Below are 18,788 nucleotides of genomic sequence, written 5' to 3'. Positions count from 1 at the left end.
CTTCATCGTTCGTGGTTGGGGAACTGCAGCATTTTTACTGATCGTGATCCGTCTTTGTTCCACAGGTTGGAGATGCCTCGGCGGTGGCTGTCGACATGGTGTGTGTCGACGATGCCGATGGATTCCATGAGCGCGAACATCGTGATTGGCCCAACAAACGTAAAACCGCGCTCCTTGAGGTTTTTTGAGAGTTGTTGGGATTCCGGGGACTGATTCGGGATGTCGCGCAGGTTGCGCGGCTGTGGGGTGTGGCTGGGTTGGTGCGCCCAGATGAGTGCAGCCAGTCCGCCGTCGGCACGGAGTTCTAGGGTGCGGCGTGCGTTGTTGATGGCGGATCGTATTTTGGCTCGGTTGCGGATTATTGCGGTGTTGGTCAACAAATGTTCGACATCGGAGTCGGTGTAAGTTGCGACTGCGCTGGGGTGGAATTGGTCGAAAGCGTCGCGAAATGCTTCGCGTTTGCGCAGTACGGTGGCCCAGGAGAGGCCGGCTTGAAAGCCCTCTAGTACGAGCTTTTCGTAGATGCCTCGTTCCGTGGTTACTGGAACGCCCCATTCAGTGTCGTAGTAGTGGCGCATGAGCGCATCACGAGCCGCCCAGGGTGGCCGGAGGAGGCCGTCGTCTCCGACGATCATGTCGTGTTCGTCAGTCATTGTGCCGTTGCCTTGGTGTGTTCGAGTTCCAGCAGTGTCCTTTTGGTGTCAAGACCACCGAGGTAGCCGCCGAGCGATCCATCGCTTCGCACGACGCGGTGGCACGGAACCACGATGGGCAGCGGGTTGGTAGCGCAGGCAGTGCCGACGGCCCTGATCGCTTTGGGGTTCCCTACGGAAGCTGCGACTTCTTTATACGATTGTGTGTGTCCATACGCAATGGTGGGGAGTTGTTGTTGGACTTGTTGGCGGAACCCAGTTGAGAGTGAGAAGTCGAGCGTCACCGAAAACTTCGTGCGATTCCCCGCGAAGTATTCGCTGAATTGATCAGCGATGTCATCGAGCTTTCTGGGGACTTGCATCACGCGCGGGCTGAGTTGTGCCGCGAGGGATTCGAGGACGCTGTCGAGATTCTCGTTGTCGAATGCCACACGTACAAGGCCACGAGAAGTTCGTGCAAGTAGCAAACGTCCGATAGGGGTCTCGATGATGTTGTATGCCACATCGACCAGGTGGGCCTCGTAAGCCCGGCTCGATAGTTGTTGGTGAAGTGCACTGTTGCTTGTGGGTATATCCGCGTTGAGCAGGGCGTTTCGCAATGCGTCTTCAAGAGGTGAGGTCATGATTGCTGTCCTAGACATGATGAGGTGAGTTGAGCGCGTAACGCAGCAATACCGTCGGATGAAGCTCGGCGTGCTGCTTCTGGCGTACCGCCAATGATGTTGGCGATCTCGCCGTATGAAAGTCCGGCAATGAAGCGATAGGCAATGACTTGGCGTTGCTTAGGCGGCAGCGAAGCCACGTCTTCCCAAATTTCTTGTCCCGGCTCGATAGTGGCCAGCGGTGCGCGAATTGGTTCGGGAACGTCACCAACAGGAACAGCGCGGCGCGAACGGGACCTCAACACATCGAGTGCCTTGCGGTGAGCGATCGTGACAAGCCACGCCTCTAGATTCGCGTTCTCATCAAGTTCTGGATAGGCGCGCAACGCGGCTATGAAGGTTTCGGACCAGGCATCTTCGGCGTCGCTCAACGAACTGAGCACAGCCAGGCACACGCGCAGCACCGTGTTGCCGTGATCTGTCACGACTCGGTCGAAGGGCGTTTTCTTGTTCATCACTAGGTAGACGCGTGAGGACGTGGAAACGTGAGGTTTTGATGCGAAAAAATTCTGACTATCACCGTGTCGAGCGATCCCATAACGAGTGGATGCGATCGAGTGAGCGTTGGGTTCCTAGTTCATTTCGCGAGCTTGGATTTTCCCAGTACTGAGCAAAGATCGCGCGCAGCAACTGGGGCGGGAGTCTGAACTTGCGCGTGTCGATGTCCAGCATGGGAACAACGGTTAGCCTGTCGATTCGCCAGAGTTTGACGGTGTAGTCGAACTGCCACGTTCGCTCAGGATCGCCAACTACGAGGACTTTTCGTACTCGATCTTCGTATTCAGGGTAGACCGCGATGATTTCACGCCAAGTAAGGTTCGCTTCAACGCTCCATCCGCGAAACCGGATGCCGGTAGGCGAGAGTTCGACGTGACCACGCTGCAGCGACCCCGTCGCTACGGATAGCAAGTACCAACCAAAAAAGAGCGCAATTATTGAGTAGATAATGACCCCGAAAATGCCTTCGGTTCCTTCATCGAAGTAGTGGTCGATAGCCGAAACGATGAATAGCAGAGTCGCAACCGCCATCATTGCGGTTCGAAGGTTGAAAAGTACTGGGGATCGTTGAAGAACGGTGACCGGATTTCCGTCACGGTCAGTGCCTATGGAGATGTCGTTCCGGTCGAACTGCGGTCGGGTGTGGTGCCGAAAATGAACAATTCCAAGGCCGAACAGTATTGCCAGAAGCCCGCCGTAAATGAGGAATGTTGGCTTGCCGTTCAGTGCGCCGACCGCGCCGGTGATGAGCATGCTTACGCCGAGTATGCCAAGCACTGCGTAGATGATCTTCTCGCGCGTAGTCGCCTGAGGTACCGGCCACACACTCGGCCATGAAACGGTGCTGTTGGGCTCACTAGGTGTCACGACGCTCCTTGGATTCGTTGTCACCCTAGTGTCTCAGGGATGTTGTCTGAGGGACGCGTGAGCGCGCTAGCAGAGGGGCAGGCAACGCGAAAGCCCGTGCTTATGCACGAGCCATCGCGGTTGTGGTTAGCGGTTGAAGCCAAAGGAAAGGCCCGTTCCGCCGCTAAAGCCGAACGAGGGCTTACCGAAGGATCCTCCCGCAGAGACATTGCCTTCAGCGCTTGAACTGCCGCTCGAGGTGGAGCCTCCTACGCTGGCGCTTCCGCCGAACGAGGATGTGCAGCATGAGAAGGAGAAACCTCCACCGCCGCCAGCGCTTCCACCGCCACCGAATGAGAAGCCGCTAGCTAGTGCCGTTGCGGGGCTGAGGAACAGTACTGCGGCCGCACCTGCAGCGACAACGCTCGCCCTAGTGCGATTCTTCCTGCGTGTGGTCATGATCGATATTTCCTCCTGTTGCGAAGAATCTTTTGGCATCAAGCCAACTGGCGGTTGTAATTCTTCACCTCCCAAGGAATGTGACAATGGATTAGTTCGAATCGCCACACATATTAAGATTAACAAAAAGCGACATGCTGGCACACGGGTAAAGTTGGCCGTTTTCTGCGAAGTAATTTTTCGACAAGCATATAGAAAATACGTGTTTCAGCGCCCCTGAGCTGCAACGACATTCCTATCGCCGGACGGGCTTGAATGCTTTCTGGTTGGTTAAGTAGAACGTGCCGAAAAAGGTAACATTGAGTCTGTTAAAAGGCCTTGAGCTAAAGGGAGCGCGGGGCAACAATGCGGTTTAAATATAACCAATTGTCGGAAAATTAAGCCGTGTTACTGCAGTCTCGTACATATTCTGCAACGGCACTGACACCGTCTACCGTTACGTTCCGGTGCCACCGACCACCCGGGTGGCTCACCACGAGCGGTCCTAGGTTGCACGGTGTCAGGCACCCCGTCGGGGTGACCATGACGGGATCCTCGGCCAAAGTTTCCGAAAGTGCACGCATCACCTCTCCCGCACCGTATGCGGTGCAGCGCGGGCCACGACACACGAGCACCTGTGCGTTGTGTTGCGGGATTTCCGACCATGCCGGGCTTTGAAAAGCCCGAGCGCTCGCAGTAACCGGGCGCCCACCGGTGTCAATGACGTCTCGAATGGCGTCCACAAGATTCGTGTGGCCAGCGATATTGTGGGTGACTCTGACGTCTAAGTCACTCTTGCGGGATTCGCGCCAATGCGACACCGAACGCGCCATCCATGTCTCCAAATACCGGTCCCGTGGAACAGCCAATGGCACGAGGAGAGGAACTTGCTCCGCAGCGACAGCGAGATCGAGTTCGGTATGTATAGATGGTTCGCCCTGGTCAAGCAACGCAAACCTCGCCCCAACAGTGCGTGCAAGGCGTTCAACCGAGGGGAGATCCACCCCCGATGGGGTTGGCCGGGCCACCAGGATCACGTACGGGTGCATCGTCTACGCCCCCTTCTGGGCTTGTGCGAGTGTGTCCGAGCGTGCTGCGCGGGGAGCGGGCACCACCAAAGGTGTTCCCGTTAACGGGTCATCAATCACTATGCAGGGAAGTCCAAACACTGCTTCAACTATCTCCGACGTGACGACGTTTGATGGTGCGCCTGCAGCCACAACCTTTCCGCCCTTCATCACGATGAGATGGTCGGCATAGCGGGCCGCGAGGTTGAGGTCGTGCAGCACCGCAACGATTGTTCGACCTGAGTCACGGTGTAGATCCTGCAGTAAATCCAGCACATCGACCTGGTGAGCCAGGTCGAGGAACGTCGTTGGCTCGTCGAGCAGCATGATGTCGGGATTCTGCGCCAGAGCGAGTGCGATCCACACTCGCTGTCGTTGTCCGCCCGACAATTCATCTACATTGCGTTCCCCAAGTTCTGCGACTCCTGTGGCCTGCATAGCTGTCAACACCGCGCGCTCGTCGTCGTCGCTCCATTGCCGAAACCACCGCTGATGGGGGTGACGTCCGCGCGAGATGAGATCAGCCACGGTAATGCCGTCAGGCGCGATGGGTTGCTGCGGCAGCATCCCGAGATTTTGCGCGAAACTGCGCGCAGGAATGTCCGCAATGGACGTGCCGTCGAGTAAAACTGCACCCGATTGCGGCTTGAGAAGCTTGGCGAGCCCGCGCAGCAACGTCGACTTGCCGCACCCATTTGGTCCGACAATCGCGGTAAATCCAGAAGCAGGGATAGCGGTGGTGAGTTCGCGAATAATCGGCTCGGAACCGTAGCCGAACGTGACATTGAGGGTGGTGAGATTCATCCTGCGTGTCCAATCTTGGAAGCTCGGGCGAGGAGATAGATCAGAACTGGTGCACCAAGAACAGCCGTGAGCACACCAACTGGAAGTTCGGTGGGGAACAGTGTTCGGGCAGCTAGATCTGCAGTCACAATTAGGAGAGCACCTGCGGCGGCGGACGGAACGAGGCCGGGGCTGCGCTCATGCAGGAGGCGGCGCACGATCTGTGGTGCCACGAGCGCGACGAATCCGATGGGTCCGGCCGCTGCTGTGGCCATGGCGGCAAGCACACACGCGAGAACGGTCAGGTTGATTCTGTGTTGCGCCGCGTTGCCTGACAACGTGCTAGCGAGCTCGTCGCCAAGTTCGAGGAGCGACAAGTTTCGGCCCCACACGACAAGGAATGGAAGAGCAAGCACGAGTGTTGTGCCGATGATGCTGACGTGCAGCCAACCACGATTAGCGAGGCTGCCGGTTAGCCAGACGGCCGCATTGTGTGCTTCGTAGATGTTGGCCCTGGTCAGGATGAATGAAATCAACGATGACAACATGGCGGTCATACCGATGCCGACAAGGACCAGCCGGTAGCCGCTAATTCCGTGCTTGTTAGCAATCAGAAGGATGAGCCCGATTGTGGTCAGCGCCCCCACTAGTGCTCCGACAATGGTGCTTAAGGCTGAACCGCCGATAATGGTCAGCACCACGAGTGCCCCCAATGCTGCGCCCGTGTTGATACCAATAACGTCGGGGCTGACCAGGGGGTTCGCTGCGATGCGTTGCAGAATTGCGCCCGACATTGCGAACGCGGCCCCCGCGAGTACTGCTACGAGCACGCGGGGGAGTCGAGTGCCGATGATGACATCACGTTCAATTAGGTTGCCCCCGCCTTGAAGGATGTCGACTACTTGACTTGCGGTGAGTCCGTACTTCCCGAGGGTGAGTGACCACAGGCTGAAACCGGCAACAGCGACAAGCAATGCGGCTGCGATCACGACAGATCGCTTGTGAACACGAAATGTGGTGCCACGAGACCGGATGACGGCGGTCCCGCGGGGGAGGACGCTCATAGTTTGGCGACCTTTCGATTACGCACGAGATATAGGAAGAACGGCGCGCCAGCGAGCGCGGTGACGATACCGACTTGGAGTTCGTGCGGTTGAGTTGCGATTCGCCCCAGAACGTCCGCCAGCAACACCAGCGTTGGTGCGAGGACGACGCACCACGCCATGATCCACCGGTAGTCCGGTCCCACCAGGGCACGGGCGATGTGTGGCACCACCAGGCCGATGAAGGCGATTGGCCCTGCTATTGCTGTGGCGGCACCGGCTAGCAAGATCACCGCGATTGCGCAGGTGATGCGCACAGCAACGACCCGAGCTCCCAAACTGCGGGCCATGTCGTCGCCGAGCGCGATCGAGTTCAAGGCCCGAGACACCCCAACGGCCGCCAACGCGCCGATCGCAATGAAGGGGCTCACCGTCAGGAGCGACTCAATATCCGCACGGCCGAGCGACCCGACGACCCAGAACCGAAATTCGTTGAACGTAGCCCTGTCGAGCAAGCTAATCGCAGTGGTGAGGGACCCAATGAGGGCGCCGAAGGCAGCACCGGCCAGGGCCAGCTTCACTGGCGTCGCGCCGCCGTAGCCAAGCGAACCGAGCATGTAGACGAACACGGCAGCAACGGCAGCGCCGAGGAAGGCGAACCAGATATACCCAGTGAGAGCGGTGATCCCGAACGCGCTCATGGCTACGACGACAGCGAACGCCGCACCTGCGTTGATACCGAGGATTCCAGGCCCAGCGAGTGGGTTGCGCGTGAGGCCCTGCATGACAGCGCCCGCAAGCCCCAAAGCGATTCCAGCGAGAATTCCGGTTAGCGTGCGCGGAACCCGGATGTATCGCACTACGCGGTCGGTGTCGCTGCCGGTGTACTGAGTTAGCGCAGAAACTGCCTCATCAAGATTCAGCGGGTGGTTGCCCACCATGATTGACACGACAGAGGCGGCGGCGAGAACCAGAATGCCAACAATGATGCCCACCCAGCGAGGTAATCCCCGCCGGGCTAACTCCTGCGGTGGTGCGGTGCGCGTTGTGCGTCGCCGTGACGCTGCGACGCTCACCATCATTACTCACTCACAAGGTCAGGGTGAATGAGCGCGGCGATCTTCTCGGCAGCGTGGGCGGCTCGAACTCCGGCAGCACGGTCGGCGAAGAGAAACGGATACACTTGGTTATTGCGAACCGCATCGATGTTGGCGAGCGCTGGGTTGGTGCGGATTGTTTCGACGTCGGGAAGCGCGTCATCATCGGTATACGAGGCATCGCAGCATTTGCTGGTCAGGATGATATCCGGATTGCGCTGGATGAGTTCCTCCTCGCTGATTTGAATGTTGCGCAATTCAGTGAGGTCTTCGAAGACATTCACGCCACCGGCTGCGTTGATGATTTGAGTGACGAAGTCGGTGCCGCTCGCGATGCTCAACGTCCCATCTGCACGCGGTGTGACAACAGCGATTCGTGGTTTCTCAGCATCGCCGACCGCGTTGGCCAGAGCTTCGAAGCGTGCGGTGAGCTCTGCGATCACTGCTTCGGCGTTCTCTTCGACATCCCACAATGCACCGAGGTCGCGGAGGTCGCTGTAAATGTTTTCTATGCGAACACTGGCTGGGTCGATAGCCGCGTCGGCAAGCCCATCGGCGCTGGGGCATAGGGGGCTCAGGATCCAGGTTTGCACTCCGAGGGCGGAGAGGCTTGCGCGCGTCCCCACACTGCTCGATGCGGTTTCTGAGAAAACCCCATTGAACCCGGACAACACGAAGTCTGGATTTTCGCCGAGAAGTTCGTCGCGGCTAGGCAGTGACTCGACGTAGTCGACGGTGGCTTGAGCGTCGGCGTATTCGGGCAACACCTGTGCGTCGAGGTATGCCGTTCCAATAAGCCGGTCGCTCACACCAAGCGAATGCGCTACTTCGATCGCAGGCTGATACGCGGCGTAAATTCGCTGCGGAGGTTCGGTGACTGCGACATCGATACCGCAGTTTTCGCGGGTCGTCGTTTCGCCCGCCGCAGCGGAGCCGTCGCCGGAATTATTGTCAGAAGTGGAGCAGCCAGCAATCGTGATTGCTGCTGCTATGAGCGCGCCTACTTTTGGGTAGGCGAAATTACGGGTGGTCAAGGTGACCGCCTTCCAGGTCCTCGTGGAATCGGATATCGCTGGTCGTGGCCGGTCTCCTGGCTGACGAGCTAGGTGCGCACGTTCTGCCTTCCCAAGGTGATGAAACCTCAGTGACTTCGCATCGATGATGCGAAACGAACGTGTGCTGCTCGATCACAGTGGCGAGGGCCGCACCGGTTCTGCACCGATTTCCCGTCCACCACGACTCGTCGACCATATCAGTGCCGTGCATGTGGCCGTACAATCATGGCTGCACCTATGGTCAGGAGAACCAGTCGATGTCGAATGCGCTGCGTGAAGTGGATCTTGAAAACTCAAGTGGGGAAGCTTCTCTTACCATCCGCGCTGAGGTTGCTGCACAGCCCGACACCGTGTGGTCGTTCCTCACCGAACCGGCGCTACTTCTCCAATGGTCTCCTGTAGTTCCTGACCGGGATCTCACCGAGATTGGCCCCGCATTCACTGAAGACCCAGATGACGAGGCGCTGGATGCGACGGTAATTTCGTCAACCCCGCCACGTTCGCTGAGCCACAAATGGGGCGAGGGACGGCTTGATTGGGACGTGCAGGACACGCTCGAGGGGTGCCTGATCACCCTCACTCAGCAACTCAATGACGTTGAAGACGCAGCTCAAGCGGCCGCGGGGTGGCACCTTTGCTTTGATGACCTTGCGCTTGCTTTAGGATCTGCCGCGCATCCCCAGGCGCTTGAGCCCGAGGCTTACTGGGGTTCGTTGGTTGAGCGGTATCAGAAGCACTTCAGCTAGAAGTGCCGGTAGCCCTCACGGCGTGGATAAACCGGCCCATGTCGTTTACCGCTGTCGTTGCTTCCGGCACCAGCCCGGCATGCAGGTGTACGACGTGCCATAAACCTGTGAGCACAGTGAATTCCACCGCAACCCCGCACTGGCGTGCGTGCTCGGCAAGTCGTTCAGCGTCGCGGAGCAGGATCTCGTCGCTGCCTACATGTATAAGTAGCGGAGGAAACCCCTTTAAGTCAGCGGCAAGTGGATCGAGGTCGGGGGTGATCGCACTTGTGCTGAGGTATCGCTCCGCATTTTGGCGGAGCCACGATACTTGCAACATCGGGTCGTTATCGCATTCGTGCGTTTGTGCAAGGCTCAGATCCACCCACGGTGAAATGACGGCTGCGCCCGCCGGTAGTTCGATACCAGCTTCGCGAATCCGCAACATCGCAGACAACACGAGACCACCACCAGCGGAATCGCCGCTCAGCACGATTTTCGACGCGGGAATGCCGTTGTCGAGGAGTTCCTGATAGGCGGATACCACGTCGTCGAGCGCCGCGGGATACGGAAATTCGGGGGCGAGTCGGTAGTCGAGGGAAAACACTTCTGACTGGGAAGATGCGGCGAGGTGGGAGCAAATCGGGCGATGTGTGGATGGCGAACCGACCACATAGCCACCGCCATGCAGGTACAACACAGCACCGTCCGCCTCACCGGAATCGCTGACGTAGCGCTCGGCGGGGCGCCCACCCAGAGTTACGGCAGTACGCGTTGTATCGGCAGCTGTGACTGATACCAAGCCTGCCGCATCAATGAGTCTGCGTTGAACGCCAACGGGCCAGCGCGGATTCAACATGGGGCGCAGCACAGTTTTTACGCCGATACGCATCAGGCCGGGACTTAGATGAGGTCGATGAAGCACTCTATGACACTAACTGCGTGGTGTCGTAATCATCGAGATTCACACTGCGTGTTAACGCGTTATAGGTAAAAGTGAAACCTGGCCAGTTGTTTGTGTTCTTACCTGCCGCGGTCTTGTACCAGGAGGAACACTCACGATCCCAGATAGTTGCGCTAACTCTCTTGTGGATCTCGTCATTGAAATTGCCTTGGGCGGCATCACGTACATCTATCCAGCGAAGACTGTTGTCGTGGAGTTTCTTCACTGCCTCGAGCACGTACCGCATCTGCGATTCGAGCATCAAGATGATCGAATTGTGGCCCAGGTTTGTGTTGGGACCATAGAGCATGAACATGTTTGGAAAGCCCGATACCGTTATGCCGAGATACGCTTCGGCACCAGCGCGCCACTCGTCGTTGAGGCTCTTACCTCCTCGGCCCGAGATGCGCATAGGTGCTAGGAAATCCGTGGCAGTAAAGCCAGTTCCCAGAATGATTGCGTCAACCTGGTGCGTCGTTCCATCGACGGTGTCAATACCCGAAGCGGTGACACGCGAGATGTCTTCGGTCTCGACATGCACATTGTCCCGCGTGAGAGCAGGGTAGTAGTCGTTCGACAGGAGAACTCGTTTGCACCCAATCGGGTCCTTCGGAGTGAGTTTTTCTCGCAATACTGGATCCGCAACACACTTACGAAGATTCCGGAGGAAGACTTTTTCGTAGAGGGTGGAAATCTGCGGAAACTTAGTAAACATCAGCGCGCGCGGTTCGAGCTCACAGTATGTTGCCCACCTACTTGCCCGCAGTGTCGACGGGAATCGTGAGAACAAGGCCTGCACTCGCTTGGGGTACGCGTAGTCCGACTTGGGTATGACATGCGGGGCGCTGCGCTGGAAGAGGGTGAGCTTGTTCACGACCGGAGCGATTCGAGGAACAAACTGAATCGCCGACGCACCGGTGCCGATGACGGCAACTTTCTTGCCGTCGAGGTTGTAGTCGTGGTTCCAGGTCGCCGAATGGAAAATCTCGCCTTGGAAGTCATCCAATCCCTCGATGCGAGGGTAGGCGGGCCGACTTAATTGCCCGCACGCCGGAATAACAACATCAGCGACAGCGGTGTTTCCATCGGAAAGCGTTAACGTCCACTGCCCTGAATCGTCATCAAACTCTGCAGCATTCACCTCGGTGTTGAACCGAATATGTGACCACACTTGGTACTTCTCAGCGCAGTGACGGATGTATGTCAAGATCTCTTCTTGCTCAGCAAATCGCCGGGACCAATCGCTCTTGAGTTCAAAAGAGTAGGAGTACAAATGTGACGGGACATCACATGCTGCACCAGGGTAGGTATTCTCGCGCCAGCACCCACCTACGTCGTTTGCCTTCTCAAAAACGGTGATGTCAGAAAACCCAGCTTCTTTCAACTGGATAGCCATCCCGATACCACCAAAACCGGCCCCGATGATGGCCACTGAAGGCTGAGAACGTCGCTCCACACTTGTCCTTTTCTGCAATTGAAATGCTTACGTGTGACGATACGTGGAGGGACTTCTGGGTGCCACTTAGTGCACGCAAATGAAAAGGCAAGAGTAGCCTCATGCGACATGACCGGAGTGATCGCAATTAGTGGGGCAACGGGACAAATTGGCGGCCGAGTAGCGCAACGGCTTGCACACCATGAGTTGCCGAGTCGGCTCATCGTACGCAATCCTGGAAAGCTGCGGGACCCTGGCGTGGAGGTCGCTCTTGGCGACTTCAATCACCCGGACACCTTGGAACAAGCGCTCGTAGGTGTTGACACATTCTTCTTCGTTTCTGCACCTGAATCGAAGGACCGCGCGGACGTGCAGCGGCGGGTTGTGGATGCGGCAGCGCAGGCAGGAGTGCGGCGAATCGTCTACGTATCTTTCGTTTCTGCGGCACCTGATTGCACATTCACGTTCGGGCGCGACCATTGGCACACCGAACAAGCCATCCGAGCGTCTGGGCTTGATTTCACCTTTCTTCGTGACAACCTCTACCAGGATGTAATCCCGCTGTTCGCAGGGGACGATGGCGTCATCCGGGGTCCTGCTGCCGACGGAAAAGTAGGGGCCGTAACGCGCGACGATGTGGCCGACGCTGCGGCAGCGGTGCTCACCACACACGGGCATGATGGACAGACGTATGACCTCACTGGCCCGCGGGCATTCACATTCACGGAAGCGGCCGCGATGATGACCGAGGTGCTGGGGAGGCCAATCACCTACCACGCCGAGACCTTGGATGAGGCCTACCAATCCCGCGAGTCCTACGGCGCAGCGCAATGGGAACTGGATGGGTGGGTGACGTCATACGAGGCTGCAGCGACCGGCGAGCTGGATGTTGTCACTGACTCTGTGCCCGCGTTGACAGGGCATCCCGCCACTGACTTCCGCGACTACTTAGCAACAAGGACTACTTAGGAAGAAGGATTGGAGCAGCGTGAGCAAAAGCGTTGTCATCACCGGAGCGAACGGCGGAATCGGCCTGGCTACCGCGATCGAACTTGCACAGCACGATTTTGACGTCATTGGCACGGTACGCACGGAAACTAGTGCACGTGCCGTTGCTGATGCTGCGGCGGAAGCAGGTGTCTCCATTCGTACTGTGCTGTGCGATGTCACCAACCCTGAGCAGACCGCTAAGGCTTTTGATGAAATCGCGGGGATGACTGGCGGTGGGCCCTGGGCACTGGTGAACAACGCCGGCCTTGCGCAGCCTGGCGCGATCGAAGACGTCACTGGTGACCTTGCTCGGCGGCAAATGGAGGTGAATGTTCTCGCCCCCGCTCAGTTGATGCGGCTTGTCCTACCGGCTATGCGGGAACGTGGTGATGGGCGGATCATCAACATTTCGTCCATGTCTGGGCGGGTAGCGCTACCGTTTCTCGGTTGGTACGCAGCGAGTAAGTATGCGCTGGAAGCAGTATCGGATGCGGCCCGCCGTGAAGTCGCAGGTTTCGGTATCAAAGTGGTGCTCATTGAGCCAGGCAGTTTCGGCACCGGGGTATGGGAAAGCGCCTTTTCGACATTGCCGGACCGGGAGAGTTCGGCGTACAAGGATGCCTACGCTCTTGCGGATCAGATCGAAAGTAAATCTGCCGACTTTCCTGCGCCCACTCCCGTCGCTAAGACAATCCGTCGGGCACTGACGGCGCGTCATCCGCGGTCGCGTTACCTCGTTGGCGCTGACGCGATCGGTTCGGTGTTGCTCGATGCCGTCTCGCCCACAGTGATGTCGGATTACGTGATGCGCCTCGGGGCTGGTTTGGCGAAGGCACCGAAGCCGCTGGATAGAATTGTTGATCAAGTAGTTAAGCGGGCCCTTTAGTGTCTACGTCGGCGCCCGTGGCGAGGTCGCCGCATTCCACGTGCATTGTGTGGTGCTGGTGGAGGTAGTGGCGTGCCCCGGCGTCACCATGCACGGTGGCGAGTAAGCCTGCGAAGTGCGCTCGTCCGATGGCGACGGGATGGCCGGGGATTCCATCAAAAACTGCACGCGCCAATGATGATTTCCCGGACACGGCGTTGACGACTCGGCGGATGACCTCGGCGCCGATATCTGGGGTGTCAATTGTGTGTAAAACAAGTATGTCTGGTTCGCCGTTTTCGCTGGTGGCGGCGCTCACAGAGTGGATGGCGGCGCGAACTGAAGCACTGACCCCCTCGCGCCATTGAGGCACCCACAATTCGTCACAACCGATAGGCATTGGCGGGCGAGCCGCTCCAGTTGTCACAAACACCCGTGAACATCCTCCGAGGTGCAGCGATGCGGCTGCGTGGGTAAGCCAGGCACCATCATGGGCGAGGATTTTCGGCCCACCAAAACGTCGCCCAGCACCGGCTGCGAGCAGCACACCCACGATATTGAGGGCCAACGTCGCTCCTTCGCTTACGGGACTTAAGGAAATGTGTCCGCAACAGTAGCTGCGCATTCTTAGCCCATGTCCATTGTTGCGTCTCTGCGTCGCCACCACCATTCTCGACGGGGTAGTAAGCACCCGGTGGATGAAGTGTTGCCTGTGCAAACGCTCGCGGTGTTGGGAGCACAGCACGTGGTGGCGTTTTACGCCGGTGCGGTCCTGGTTCCATTGCTCATTGCGATGGCAATAGGGCTCGACGGTGAAGCGCTCACCATGCTCATCATGGCGGACCTTTTCACCTGCGGTATCGCGTCCATTTTGCAGGCGGTTGGGGTTTTTAAGATCGGCGTTCGGCTGCCCCTCGTGCAGGGCGTAACTTTTGCAAGTCTCGCCCCAGTCATCAAGATTGCAAACGACAACGGTGGCGGCCGCGAAGGACTGCTTTACGTTTATGGCGCCGTCATCGTCGCTGGTGTATTTACCTTCTTAATTGCACCCTATTTCGCCCGACTAATTCGATTCTTCCCTCCGGTTGTGACTGGCAGCGTCATCACCATCATCGGCGTTTCCCTACTGCCAGTCGGCATCAATAACGCGGTAACTAACCCGAACACAGGCCAGCAAGACCCCGGCAATGTTCGGTGGATGGTGTACGCACTCGGCACTATCGCGCTGATCGTGGTGGTGCGACGTTTCTTCCACGGATTTCTTGGCACGATCGCTGTACTGATGGGGCTCGTAGCAGGCACCGCAGTGGCCTGGGTTTTGGGCGACGCGTCGTTTAATGAGGTGGGAGAGGCGAACTGGGTGGGGTTTGTTCCGCCTTTCGCTTTTGGCTGGCCACAATTTAGTGCCGTTGCCATAGTGTCGATGATTATTGTTTTACTGATCACCTCTGTGGAGTCGACTGGTTCAGTACTTGCTGCCGGTGAAATCGTCGGGAAGCGCGTGGGAAAAAAGGACATCGCAGCGGCGTTGCGCGCCGATGGGGTAGCTACCGTCGTTGGGGGGTCGTTCAACTCGTTCCCCTACACCGCGTTCAACCAGAATGTGGGCTTGGTGCGCCTAACCGGGGTCAAGTCGCGGTGGGTGGTTGCTGCGGCCGGAGTAATCATGATTGCGCTGGGACTATTTCCGAAAGCAGCCCAAATTGTTGAAGCGATCCCTGCGCCTGTCCTCGGTGGCGCTTCCATCACTTTGTTTGCGTCCGTCGCGATAGTGGGGATTCAGACACTGTCCAAGGTCGATTTCACTGATCAACGCAATCTCATCATCGCGGGCACATCACTCGGACTGGCGCTCTACGTAGAACATGCGCAGACCAGGCGGGAAAGCGACGGCACCGTCATTCCTGGAATCGAGACTGCAGTGCCCGGTTTTCTTGAAATTCTGTTCACAACGGGAATTACGATGGGTGCAATCTCCGCGATCTTCCTCAATATCGTTTTCTTTCACACCAGTCGTGGCGGCCACGCGGTAGCGGGAGGGGGAACTATTCGCCTCGGCGACATCAACAGCATGACGGCGGAACAGTTCCACGCCACGTTTGGGCAGTTGGTTCACGGCGTGGAATGGGTAACTCGCCGGGCGTATGCGCAGCGCCCTTTTGCTGATGCGCACGATCTCCGAGTCGCCTTCCAAGAATCGATGCTTACCGCGACGGATGAGGAAAAACTTGAGTTACTGAGGGCGTTCCCCGACTTGGGTTCGGAAGATGAAAGTGGACAGCTTGTCGCCGCAGACCATGTCGCATTGTCAACGCTCAGCGAGGAAGAGAACCTTACGGTAATCAAGTTGGCGACTGCCTATCGCATGCATTTTGGTTTTCCCCTCATAATTTGTGCGCGTGAGGTCGATCGATTTGATTCGGTATTGCGTGCCGGTACGTCACGGCTAGACAATGCTGATTCAAGTGAAAAATCCTTCGCACTCATTGAGGTAGCCAAAATTCTGAATTACCGGTTTGATGATCTAGTGGCGGATGCAAACCCGGCGTCGGACTCTTACCTCGCCCGCCTCGAAGGGCTGCGGTGATGAAACTCGACGACTTCAACACAATGGATTCTGATTGCGCACGTGAACTGTTGGAGTCAGCGTGCTCATCAGCAAAGTGGGCTCGACGTGTTGTCGCGCATCGCCCGTTTCAGGCGGTTGCAGACCTTACGCACTGTGCCCGAGAACAGATTAGGGCACTCGGTGACGGGGATATTCGGGATGCGCTTGCCGGGCATCCGCGCATTGGCGATCGCAGTGTGAGCGGGCGTTCTGCTGACGAGCAGGCACGCGTTTCGGCGGCGGACGACCAGGTGCTGTCTGAGTTGATCGCGCTCAATGAACTGTATGAGGCGACGTTTGGCCATGTGTACCTAGTGTTCGCGCATGGGCGGAGCGCTGAGGAGTTGGTGGCCGTGCTGAAACGGCGAATGTCGAATGACACGGATGTGGAGTGGCGCAACACCAGGCTAGAACTGGCGAAGATCACCGAGTTTCGCCTGCGCAATTTGTTCGGCGACGAGAGGGTTTAAGCAGTGGGAATCGTTCTGGGGTCAAATCAGTACGGCAAGGCGGAAAACCGGGTGGTGCGCATTTACCGGGATGAGCCTCGGCATGAAATTCGAGACCTGAATGTGTCTACTGCACTACGGGGTGATTTTGGGGTCGCGCACACAGAGGGTGATCAGAGTGTTGTCTTGCCGACGGATACGCAAAAGCAGACTGTGTATGCGTTCGCCAAGACTCACGGAGAGGGATCTGTTGAGGAATACGGGTTGGCGCTAGCGCGGCATTTTGTCGACAACGCCGAGCCCGTGGGCGGTGCTCGCATCGAGATCGAGCAGTACGACTGGGACCGAGTTGTCGTTGATGGGGTTGAGCACAACCATGCATGGGTGCGCAGGGGCCCCGAGGTGCGGACTGTTGCCGTAACCGTGGAGGGCGTCGGGAACGACCGGCGTGAATGGGTGATTGGCGGGGTGAAAGACCTTGTGGTGCTGAAGTCGTCGGGGTCGGAGTTTCGCGGCTTTCTCACGGACAAGTTCACAGTTCTTGAGCCGACGGCAGACAGGGTGATGGCGACGTCGCTAGTTGCGCAGTGGCGGTTTGCAGGTACGACGGTGGAGTGGGATGCCGTGTATCCATCGATTCGTCAGATTGTGGTGGAGACCTTTGCGACGCATCATTCGTTGGCTTTACAGCAGACGCTGTACGAGATTGGAAAGCGCATTCTTGCGAAGCATGACGAGGTTGTTGAGGTTCGAATGTCGGCGCCGAACAAACATCACTTTGAATATGACCTGGGACGATTCGGGATTAGCAACGCCAACGAGGTCTTCCACGCTGACGATCGCCCGTACGGGTTAATTCAGGCAACGGTGGGGCGTGATGACGCGCCGGACGCAGGGAGTGCGTGGGTGCCTCAGCGGGGGTGGTTGGTGTAGTTCGTCTGAAAGTCAGCGCCGTTGTAGTTAATGGCGTGTGACTGGGAGGTTAACTACACGTCATAGGCGGTGTGGCGTTTACCGCCACAGTGTCACTTTCCCGTACAACTATTGATAGGGCAATAAAGCCTGACAATAGACCGCGGAGGTGAACCGGTGCTAAAGACGCAACAAACCGCCAGCGTCGGCTCCAGCCAGGAAGCGCTCATCTTCGCCGTCGTTGCCTGCGGTCTCTTCGCCTTCATCGCCCTCGCCGGAACCGCCCTAGCACTACACATATATTTCGTCGCTGACGCTCGCATACGGGCCCGAAAGCTAGCCGAACCGCAAGCTGCAGAGCCTCAAGTGCTGACAACCGCGCCACGGACAAACACCCTTGCAATCGCCGGTTCACGCATAGACATCAAGAGGCTAAACACCAGCCCAGACACATCTGTCACACCCGACAGCGACCGCTCCAACGGCGGCCACAGTGCAGGGTCCACGACAATAAAATCCGCATCCTTGCCACTATCTAAATTGCCGAAGAGGCTTTCCATGTCGAGGGCTCTTGCGCCAGCCAATGTGGCACTAAACAGCAGCGCTGCGGGGTCGAGAGCAGTGGCATCAGGGGCCTTCGTGCTCATATGCACCTTAAAGCAGTCGTTTGCGACGCGGCTTATTAACCACTCATCGCCAGCGCCAACGTCGGACCCAAGAGCAATTGTGATTCCCCGCGCGGCAATCTGCATCCACGGCATCGTGCCCGACCCTAGAAATAATTGCGAAGTAGGGCAGTGGGCGATCGACGAACGCGTCGCGGCAATCCGGTTCAATTCCTCAGCACTGCAATGAACCGCGTGGGCAAAAATTGTGCGCCGCCCCAAAAGCGACTCGGCACCACTCGCGCCTCCTGGTAAGAATCGTCCGTCGTACGCACTCAAGTAATCGGGTATGTCGAAATCTCGAATAACCGAATCAATTTCACCCACACCCGGGGCGTCGTTTTCACTCAAGTGGGTATGAAAGTACAAGCCGCGATCACGCCATTCCTGATACAAAACGCCCATCCAATGGAAGGTCGTTGGGGTCACAGACAATGCGAACCGCGGCACCAGAGCAACCTGTAGCATCGCCTCATCGAAGCGCCCCGGCGCATCGGCACAGTGCCATTTTTCGATTTCTTTGCGACACAACTTCTCCGCGGTCGCATCATCCGTGATCAACGCCGAGGCTGACTTAGGTCCCCGTGTTTGCACACCGCGACCACTCACCATGCGCAAACCAATCCGCTGCGTTTCCTCAAACAATGCGTCTTGTGCCACCGGAAAAGCTGACCCGAACACCAGTGCCGCTGTCGTCCCGGCAGCAACACGTGCAGCGCAAAACGCGCGCGCTGCCTCCCTTGCGAAATCGGGATCTGAAAATCGAGCCTCGGCCGGAAAAACGCACCGATCCAGCCAGTTCAGTAACTCGCCGCCCCCATAAGCATCAGTAGTGAAAACTTGAGGAAAATGTACATGTGCATCCACAAACCCCGGCAGGAGAAAACCGGGCCTGAAATCTGTGACGGTGGCAGAGGCGCACTCCGCCGGAACTTCGGTAAATTCACCTGAAAAGACAATTTTCCCATGCGTATCGACAACAAGAGCGCCGTTGGGTTCACTCACCAACGAAAGGTGTGCGGTCGAAGCAGTCGGACTGCCCGAAATATGTAGC

The 18,788-nt window shown here is 57.7% G+C and carries 20 protein-coding genes and 1 riboswitch; of the genes, 6 read left to right on the top strand and 14 right to left on the bottom strand.

Features of this window, described 5'->3' with window-relative positions:
- Positions 1-2 precede the first annotated feature (2 nt).
- The 10 genes from IEW73_RS07090 to IEW73_RS07045 all read right to left on the bottom strand — a co-directional run bounded on the left by IEW73_RS07090 (position 3) and on the right by IEW73_RS07045 (position 8,121).
- Entirely contained in the window at positions 3-653 is a 651-nt protein-coding gene (locus IEW73_RS07090) for a DNA-3-methyladenine glycosylase I (RefSeq protein WP_188672028.1), read from the bottom strand.
- The gene (locus IEW73_RS07085) at positions 650-1,276 is read right to left on the bottom strand and encodes a methylated-DNA--[protein]-cysteine S-methyltransferase (RefSeq protein WP_188672026.1); all 627 of its coding nucleotides are present in this window, start codon (positions 1,274-1,276) and stop codon (positions 650-652) included. The genes IEW73_RS07090 and IEW73_RS07085 overlap by 4 nt, the downstream gene beginning before the upstream one ends.
- Positions 1,273-1,770: an RNA polymerase sigma factor gene (locus IEW73_RS07080; RefSeq protein ID WP_188672024.1), complete on the bottom strand. Its 498-nt coding sequence runs from the start codon at positions 1,768-1,770 to the stop codon at positions 1,273-1,275. Before IEW73_RS07080 ends, IEW73_RS07085 begins: the two co-directional genes overlap by 4 nt.
- A gap of 61 nt (positions 1,771-1,831) precedes the next feature.
- Positions 1,832-2,680, bottom strand: coding sequence for a hypothetical protein (locus tag IEW73_RS07075; protein ID WP_188672022.1), 849 nt, complete (start codon positions 2,678-2,680; stop codon positions 1,832-1,834).
- A 126-nt stretch (positions 2,681-2,806) separates the two neighbouring features.
- Positions 2,807-3,118 carry a hypothetical protein gene (locus IEW73_RS07070; RefSeq protein WP_188672019.1) on the bottom strand — a complete coding sequence of 104 codons (312 nt, stop codon included), beginning with the start codon at positions 3,116-3,118 and terminating at the stop codon, positions 2,807-2,809.
- A 377-nt stretch (positions 3,119-3,495) separates the two neighbouring features.
- A complete protein-coding gene (locus IEW73_RS07065; RefSeq protein WP_188672016.1) occupies positions 3,496-4,146 on the bottom strand; it encodes a (2Fe-2S) ferredoxin domain-containing protein in 651 nt (216 codons plus the stop codon).
- Between the two features lie 3 nt (positions 4,147-4,149).
- Positions 4,150-4,968, bottom strand: coding sequence for an ABC transporter ATP-binding protein (locus tag IEW73_RS07060; protein WP_188672013.1), 819 nt, complete (start codon positions 4,966-4,968; stop codon positions 4,150-4,152).
- The gene (locus tag IEW73_RS07055) at positions 4,965-6,011 is read right to left on the bottom strand and encodes a FecCD family ABC transporter permease (protein WP_188672010.1); all 1,047 of its coding nucleotides are present in this window, start codon (positions 6,009-6,011) and stop codon (positions 4,965-4,967) included. Before IEW73_RS07055 ends, IEW73_RS07060 begins: the two co-directional genes overlap by 4 nt.
- Positions 6,008-7,072: a FecCD family ABC transporter permease gene (locus tag IEW73_RS07050; RefSeq protein ID WP_229675809.1), complete on the bottom strand. Its 1,065-nt coding sequence runs from the start codon at positions 7,070-7,072 to the stop codon at positions 6,008-6,010. The genes IEW73_RS07055 and IEW73_RS07050 overlap by 4 nt, the downstream gene beginning before the upstream one ends.
- Complete coding sequence (locus IEW73_RS07045) at positions 7,072-8,121, bottom strand: ABC transporter substrate-binding protein (protein WP_188672006.1); 1,050 nt, start codon at positions 8,119-8,121, stop codon at positions 7,072-7,074. The genes IEW73_RS07050 and IEW73_RS07045 overlap by 1 nt, the downstream gene beginning before the upstream one ends.
- Before the next feature lie 29 nt (positions 8,122-8,150).
- Positions 8,151-8,340, bottom strand: a riboswitch (cobalamin riboswitch).
- A gap of 59 nt (positions 8,341-8,399) precedes the next feature.
- Here IEW73_RS07045 and IEW73_RS07040 point away from each other — a divergent pair.
- Positions 8,400-8,888, top strand: a complete 489-nt coding sequence (locus IEW73_RS07040) for an SRPBCC domain-containing protein (protein WP_188672004.1) — start codon at positions 8,400-8,402, stop codon at positions 8,886-8,888.
- Here IEW73_RS07040 and IEW73_RS07035 read toward each other — a convergent pair.
- Positions 8,881-9,792, bottom strand: coding sequence for an alpha/beta hydrolase (locus tag IEW73_RS07035; protein WP_188672001.1), 912 nt, complete (start codon positions 9,790-9,792; stop codon positions 8,881-8,883). The two genes, IEW73_RS07040 and IEW73_RS07035, sit on opposite strands and share 8 nt — an antisense overlap.
- 1 nt (position 9,793) lies before the next feature.
- On the bottom strand, positions 9,794-11,266 hold the full coding sequence (locus tag IEW73_RS07030; RefSeq protein WP_188671998.1) for a flavin-containing monooxygenase: 1,473 nt from the start codon (positions 11,264-11,266) through the stop codon (positions 9,794-9,796).
- 108 nt (positions 11,267-11,374) lie between these two features.
- On the opposite strand from IEW73_RS07030, the gene IEW73_RS07025 reads away from it, so the two are divergent.
- Both IEW73_RS07025 and IEW73_RS07020 read left to right on the top strand, forming a co-directional pair.
- Positions 11,375-12,214, top strand: a complete 840-nt coding sequence (locus IEW73_RS07025) for an SDR family oxidoreductase (RefSeq protein ID WP_188671995.1) — start codon at positions 11,375-11,377, stop codon at positions 12,212-12,214.
- 19 nt (positions 12,215-12,233) lie between these two features.
- Positions 12,234-13,121: an SDR family oxidoreductase gene (locus IEW73_RS07020; protein WP_188671992.1), complete on the top strand. Its 888-nt coding sequence runs from the start codon at positions 12,234-12,236 to the stop codon at positions 13,119-13,121.
- Here the strand turns inward: IEW73_RS07020 and IEW73_RS07015 are convergent.
- Positions 13,105-13,668 (bottom strand): nucleotidyltransferase family protein, encoded by a 564-nt coding sequence (locus IEW73_RS07015; protein WP_229675808.1) that lies wholly within the window; start codon positions 13,666-13,668, stop codon positions 13,105-13,107. The two genes, IEW73_RS07020 and IEW73_RS07015, sit on opposite strands and share 17 nt — an antisense overlap.
- A gap of 66 nt (positions 13,669-13,734) precedes the next feature.
- Here IEW73_RS07015 and IEW73_RS07010 point away from each other — a divergent pair, with 66 nt between their 5' ends.
- Genes IEW73_RS07010 through pucL form a run of 3 tightly spaced genes read left to right on the top strand, consistent with a single transcriptional unit; the run spans position 13,735 to position 17,090 of the window.
- Complete coding sequence (locus tag IEW73_RS07010) at positions 13,735-15,687, top strand: solute carrier family 23 protein (protein ID WP_188671987.1); 1,953 nt, start codon at positions 13,735-13,737, stop codon at positions 15,685-15,687.
- Positions 15,687-16,178, top strand: a complete 492-nt coding sequence (uraD, locus tag IEW73_RS07005) for a 2-oxo-4-hydroxy-4-carboxy-5-ureidoimidazoline decarboxylase (RefSeq protein WP_188671984.1) — start codon at positions 15,687-15,689, stop codon at positions 16,176-16,178. The genes IEW73_RS07010 and uraD overlap by 1 nt, the downstream gene beginning before the upstream one ends.
- A 3-nt stretch (positions 16,179-16,181) precedes the next feature.
- Entirely contained in the window at positions 16,182-17,090 is a 909-nt protein-coding gene (pucL, locus tag IEW73_RS07000; RefSeq protein ID WP_188671981.1) for a factor-independent urate hydroxylase, read from the top strand.
- A 341-nt stretch (positions 17,091-17,431) separates the two neighbouring features.
- On the opposite strand, the gene IEW73_RS06995 is transcribed toward pucL, so the two are convergent.
- Positions 17,432-18,739: an amidohydrolase family protein gene (locus IEW73_RS06995; protein ID WP_229675807.1), complete on the bottom strand. Its 1,308-nt coding sequence runs from the start codon at positions 18,737-18,739 to the stop codon at positions 17,432-17,434.
- Between the last annotated feature and the right edge of the window lie 49 nt (positions 18,740-18,788).

Source organism: Hoyosella rhizosphaerae (genome assembly GCF_014643175.1).
Taxonomy (GTDB): domain Bacteria; phylum Actinomycetota; class Actinomycetes; order Mycobacteriales; family Mycobacteriaceae; genus Lolliginicoccus; species Lolliginicoccus rhizosphaerae.
This window is presented reverse-complemented; position numbering and strand designations above follow the sequence as displayed.

Bases quoted from the DNA above. Each gene is read 5' to 3' on its own strand.
- IEW73_RS07055 (WP_188672010.1), bottom strand. From the start codon at position 6,011: ATGAGCGTCCTCCCCCGCGGGACCGCCGTCATCCGGTCTCGTGGCACC.
- IEW73_RS07070 (WP_188672019.1), bottom strand. From the start codon at position 3,118: ATGACCACACGCAGGAAGAATCGCACTAGGGCGAGCGTTGTCGCTGCA.
- IEW73_RS07040 (WP_188672004.1), top strand. From the start codon at position 8,400: ATGTCGAATGCGCTGCGTGAAGTGGATCTTGAAAACTCAAGTGGGGAA.
- IEW73_RS07065 (WP_188672016.1), bottom strand. From the start codon at position 4,146: ATGCACCCGTACGTGATCCTGGTGGCCCGGCCAACCCCATCGGGGGTG.
- IEW73_RS07050 (WP_229675809.1), bottom strand. From the start codon at position 7,072: ATGATGGTGAGCGTCGCAGCGTCACGGCGACGCACAACGCGCACCGCA.
- IEW73_RS07080 (WP_188672024.1), bottom strand. From the start codon at position 1,770: ATGAACAAGAAAACGCCCTTCGACCGAGTCGTGACAGATCACGGCAAC.
- IEW73_RS07090 (WP_188672028.1), bottom strand. From the start codon at position 653: ATGACTGACGAACACGACATGATCGTCGGAGACGACGGCCTCCTCCGG.
- IEW73_RS07010 (WP_188671987.1), top strand. From the start codon at position 13,735: ATGTCCATTGTTGCGTCTCTGCGTCGCCACCACCATTCTCGACGGGGT.
- IEW73_RS07025 (WP_188671995.1), top strand. From the start codon at position 11,375: ATGACCGGAGTGATCGCAATTAGTGGGGCAACGGGACAAATTGGCGGC.
- IEW73_RS07060 (WP_188672013.1), bottom strand. From the start codon at position 4,968: ATGAATCTCACCACCCTCAATGTCACGTTCGGCTACGGTTCCGAGCCG.
- IEW73_RS07085 (WP_188672026.1), bottom strand. From the start codon at position 1,276: ATGACCTCACCTCTTGAAGACGCATTGCGAAACGCCCTGCTCAACGCG.
- uraD (WP_188671984.1), top strand. From the start codon at position 15,687: ATGAAACTCGACGACTTCAACACAATGGATTCTGATTGCGCACGTGAA.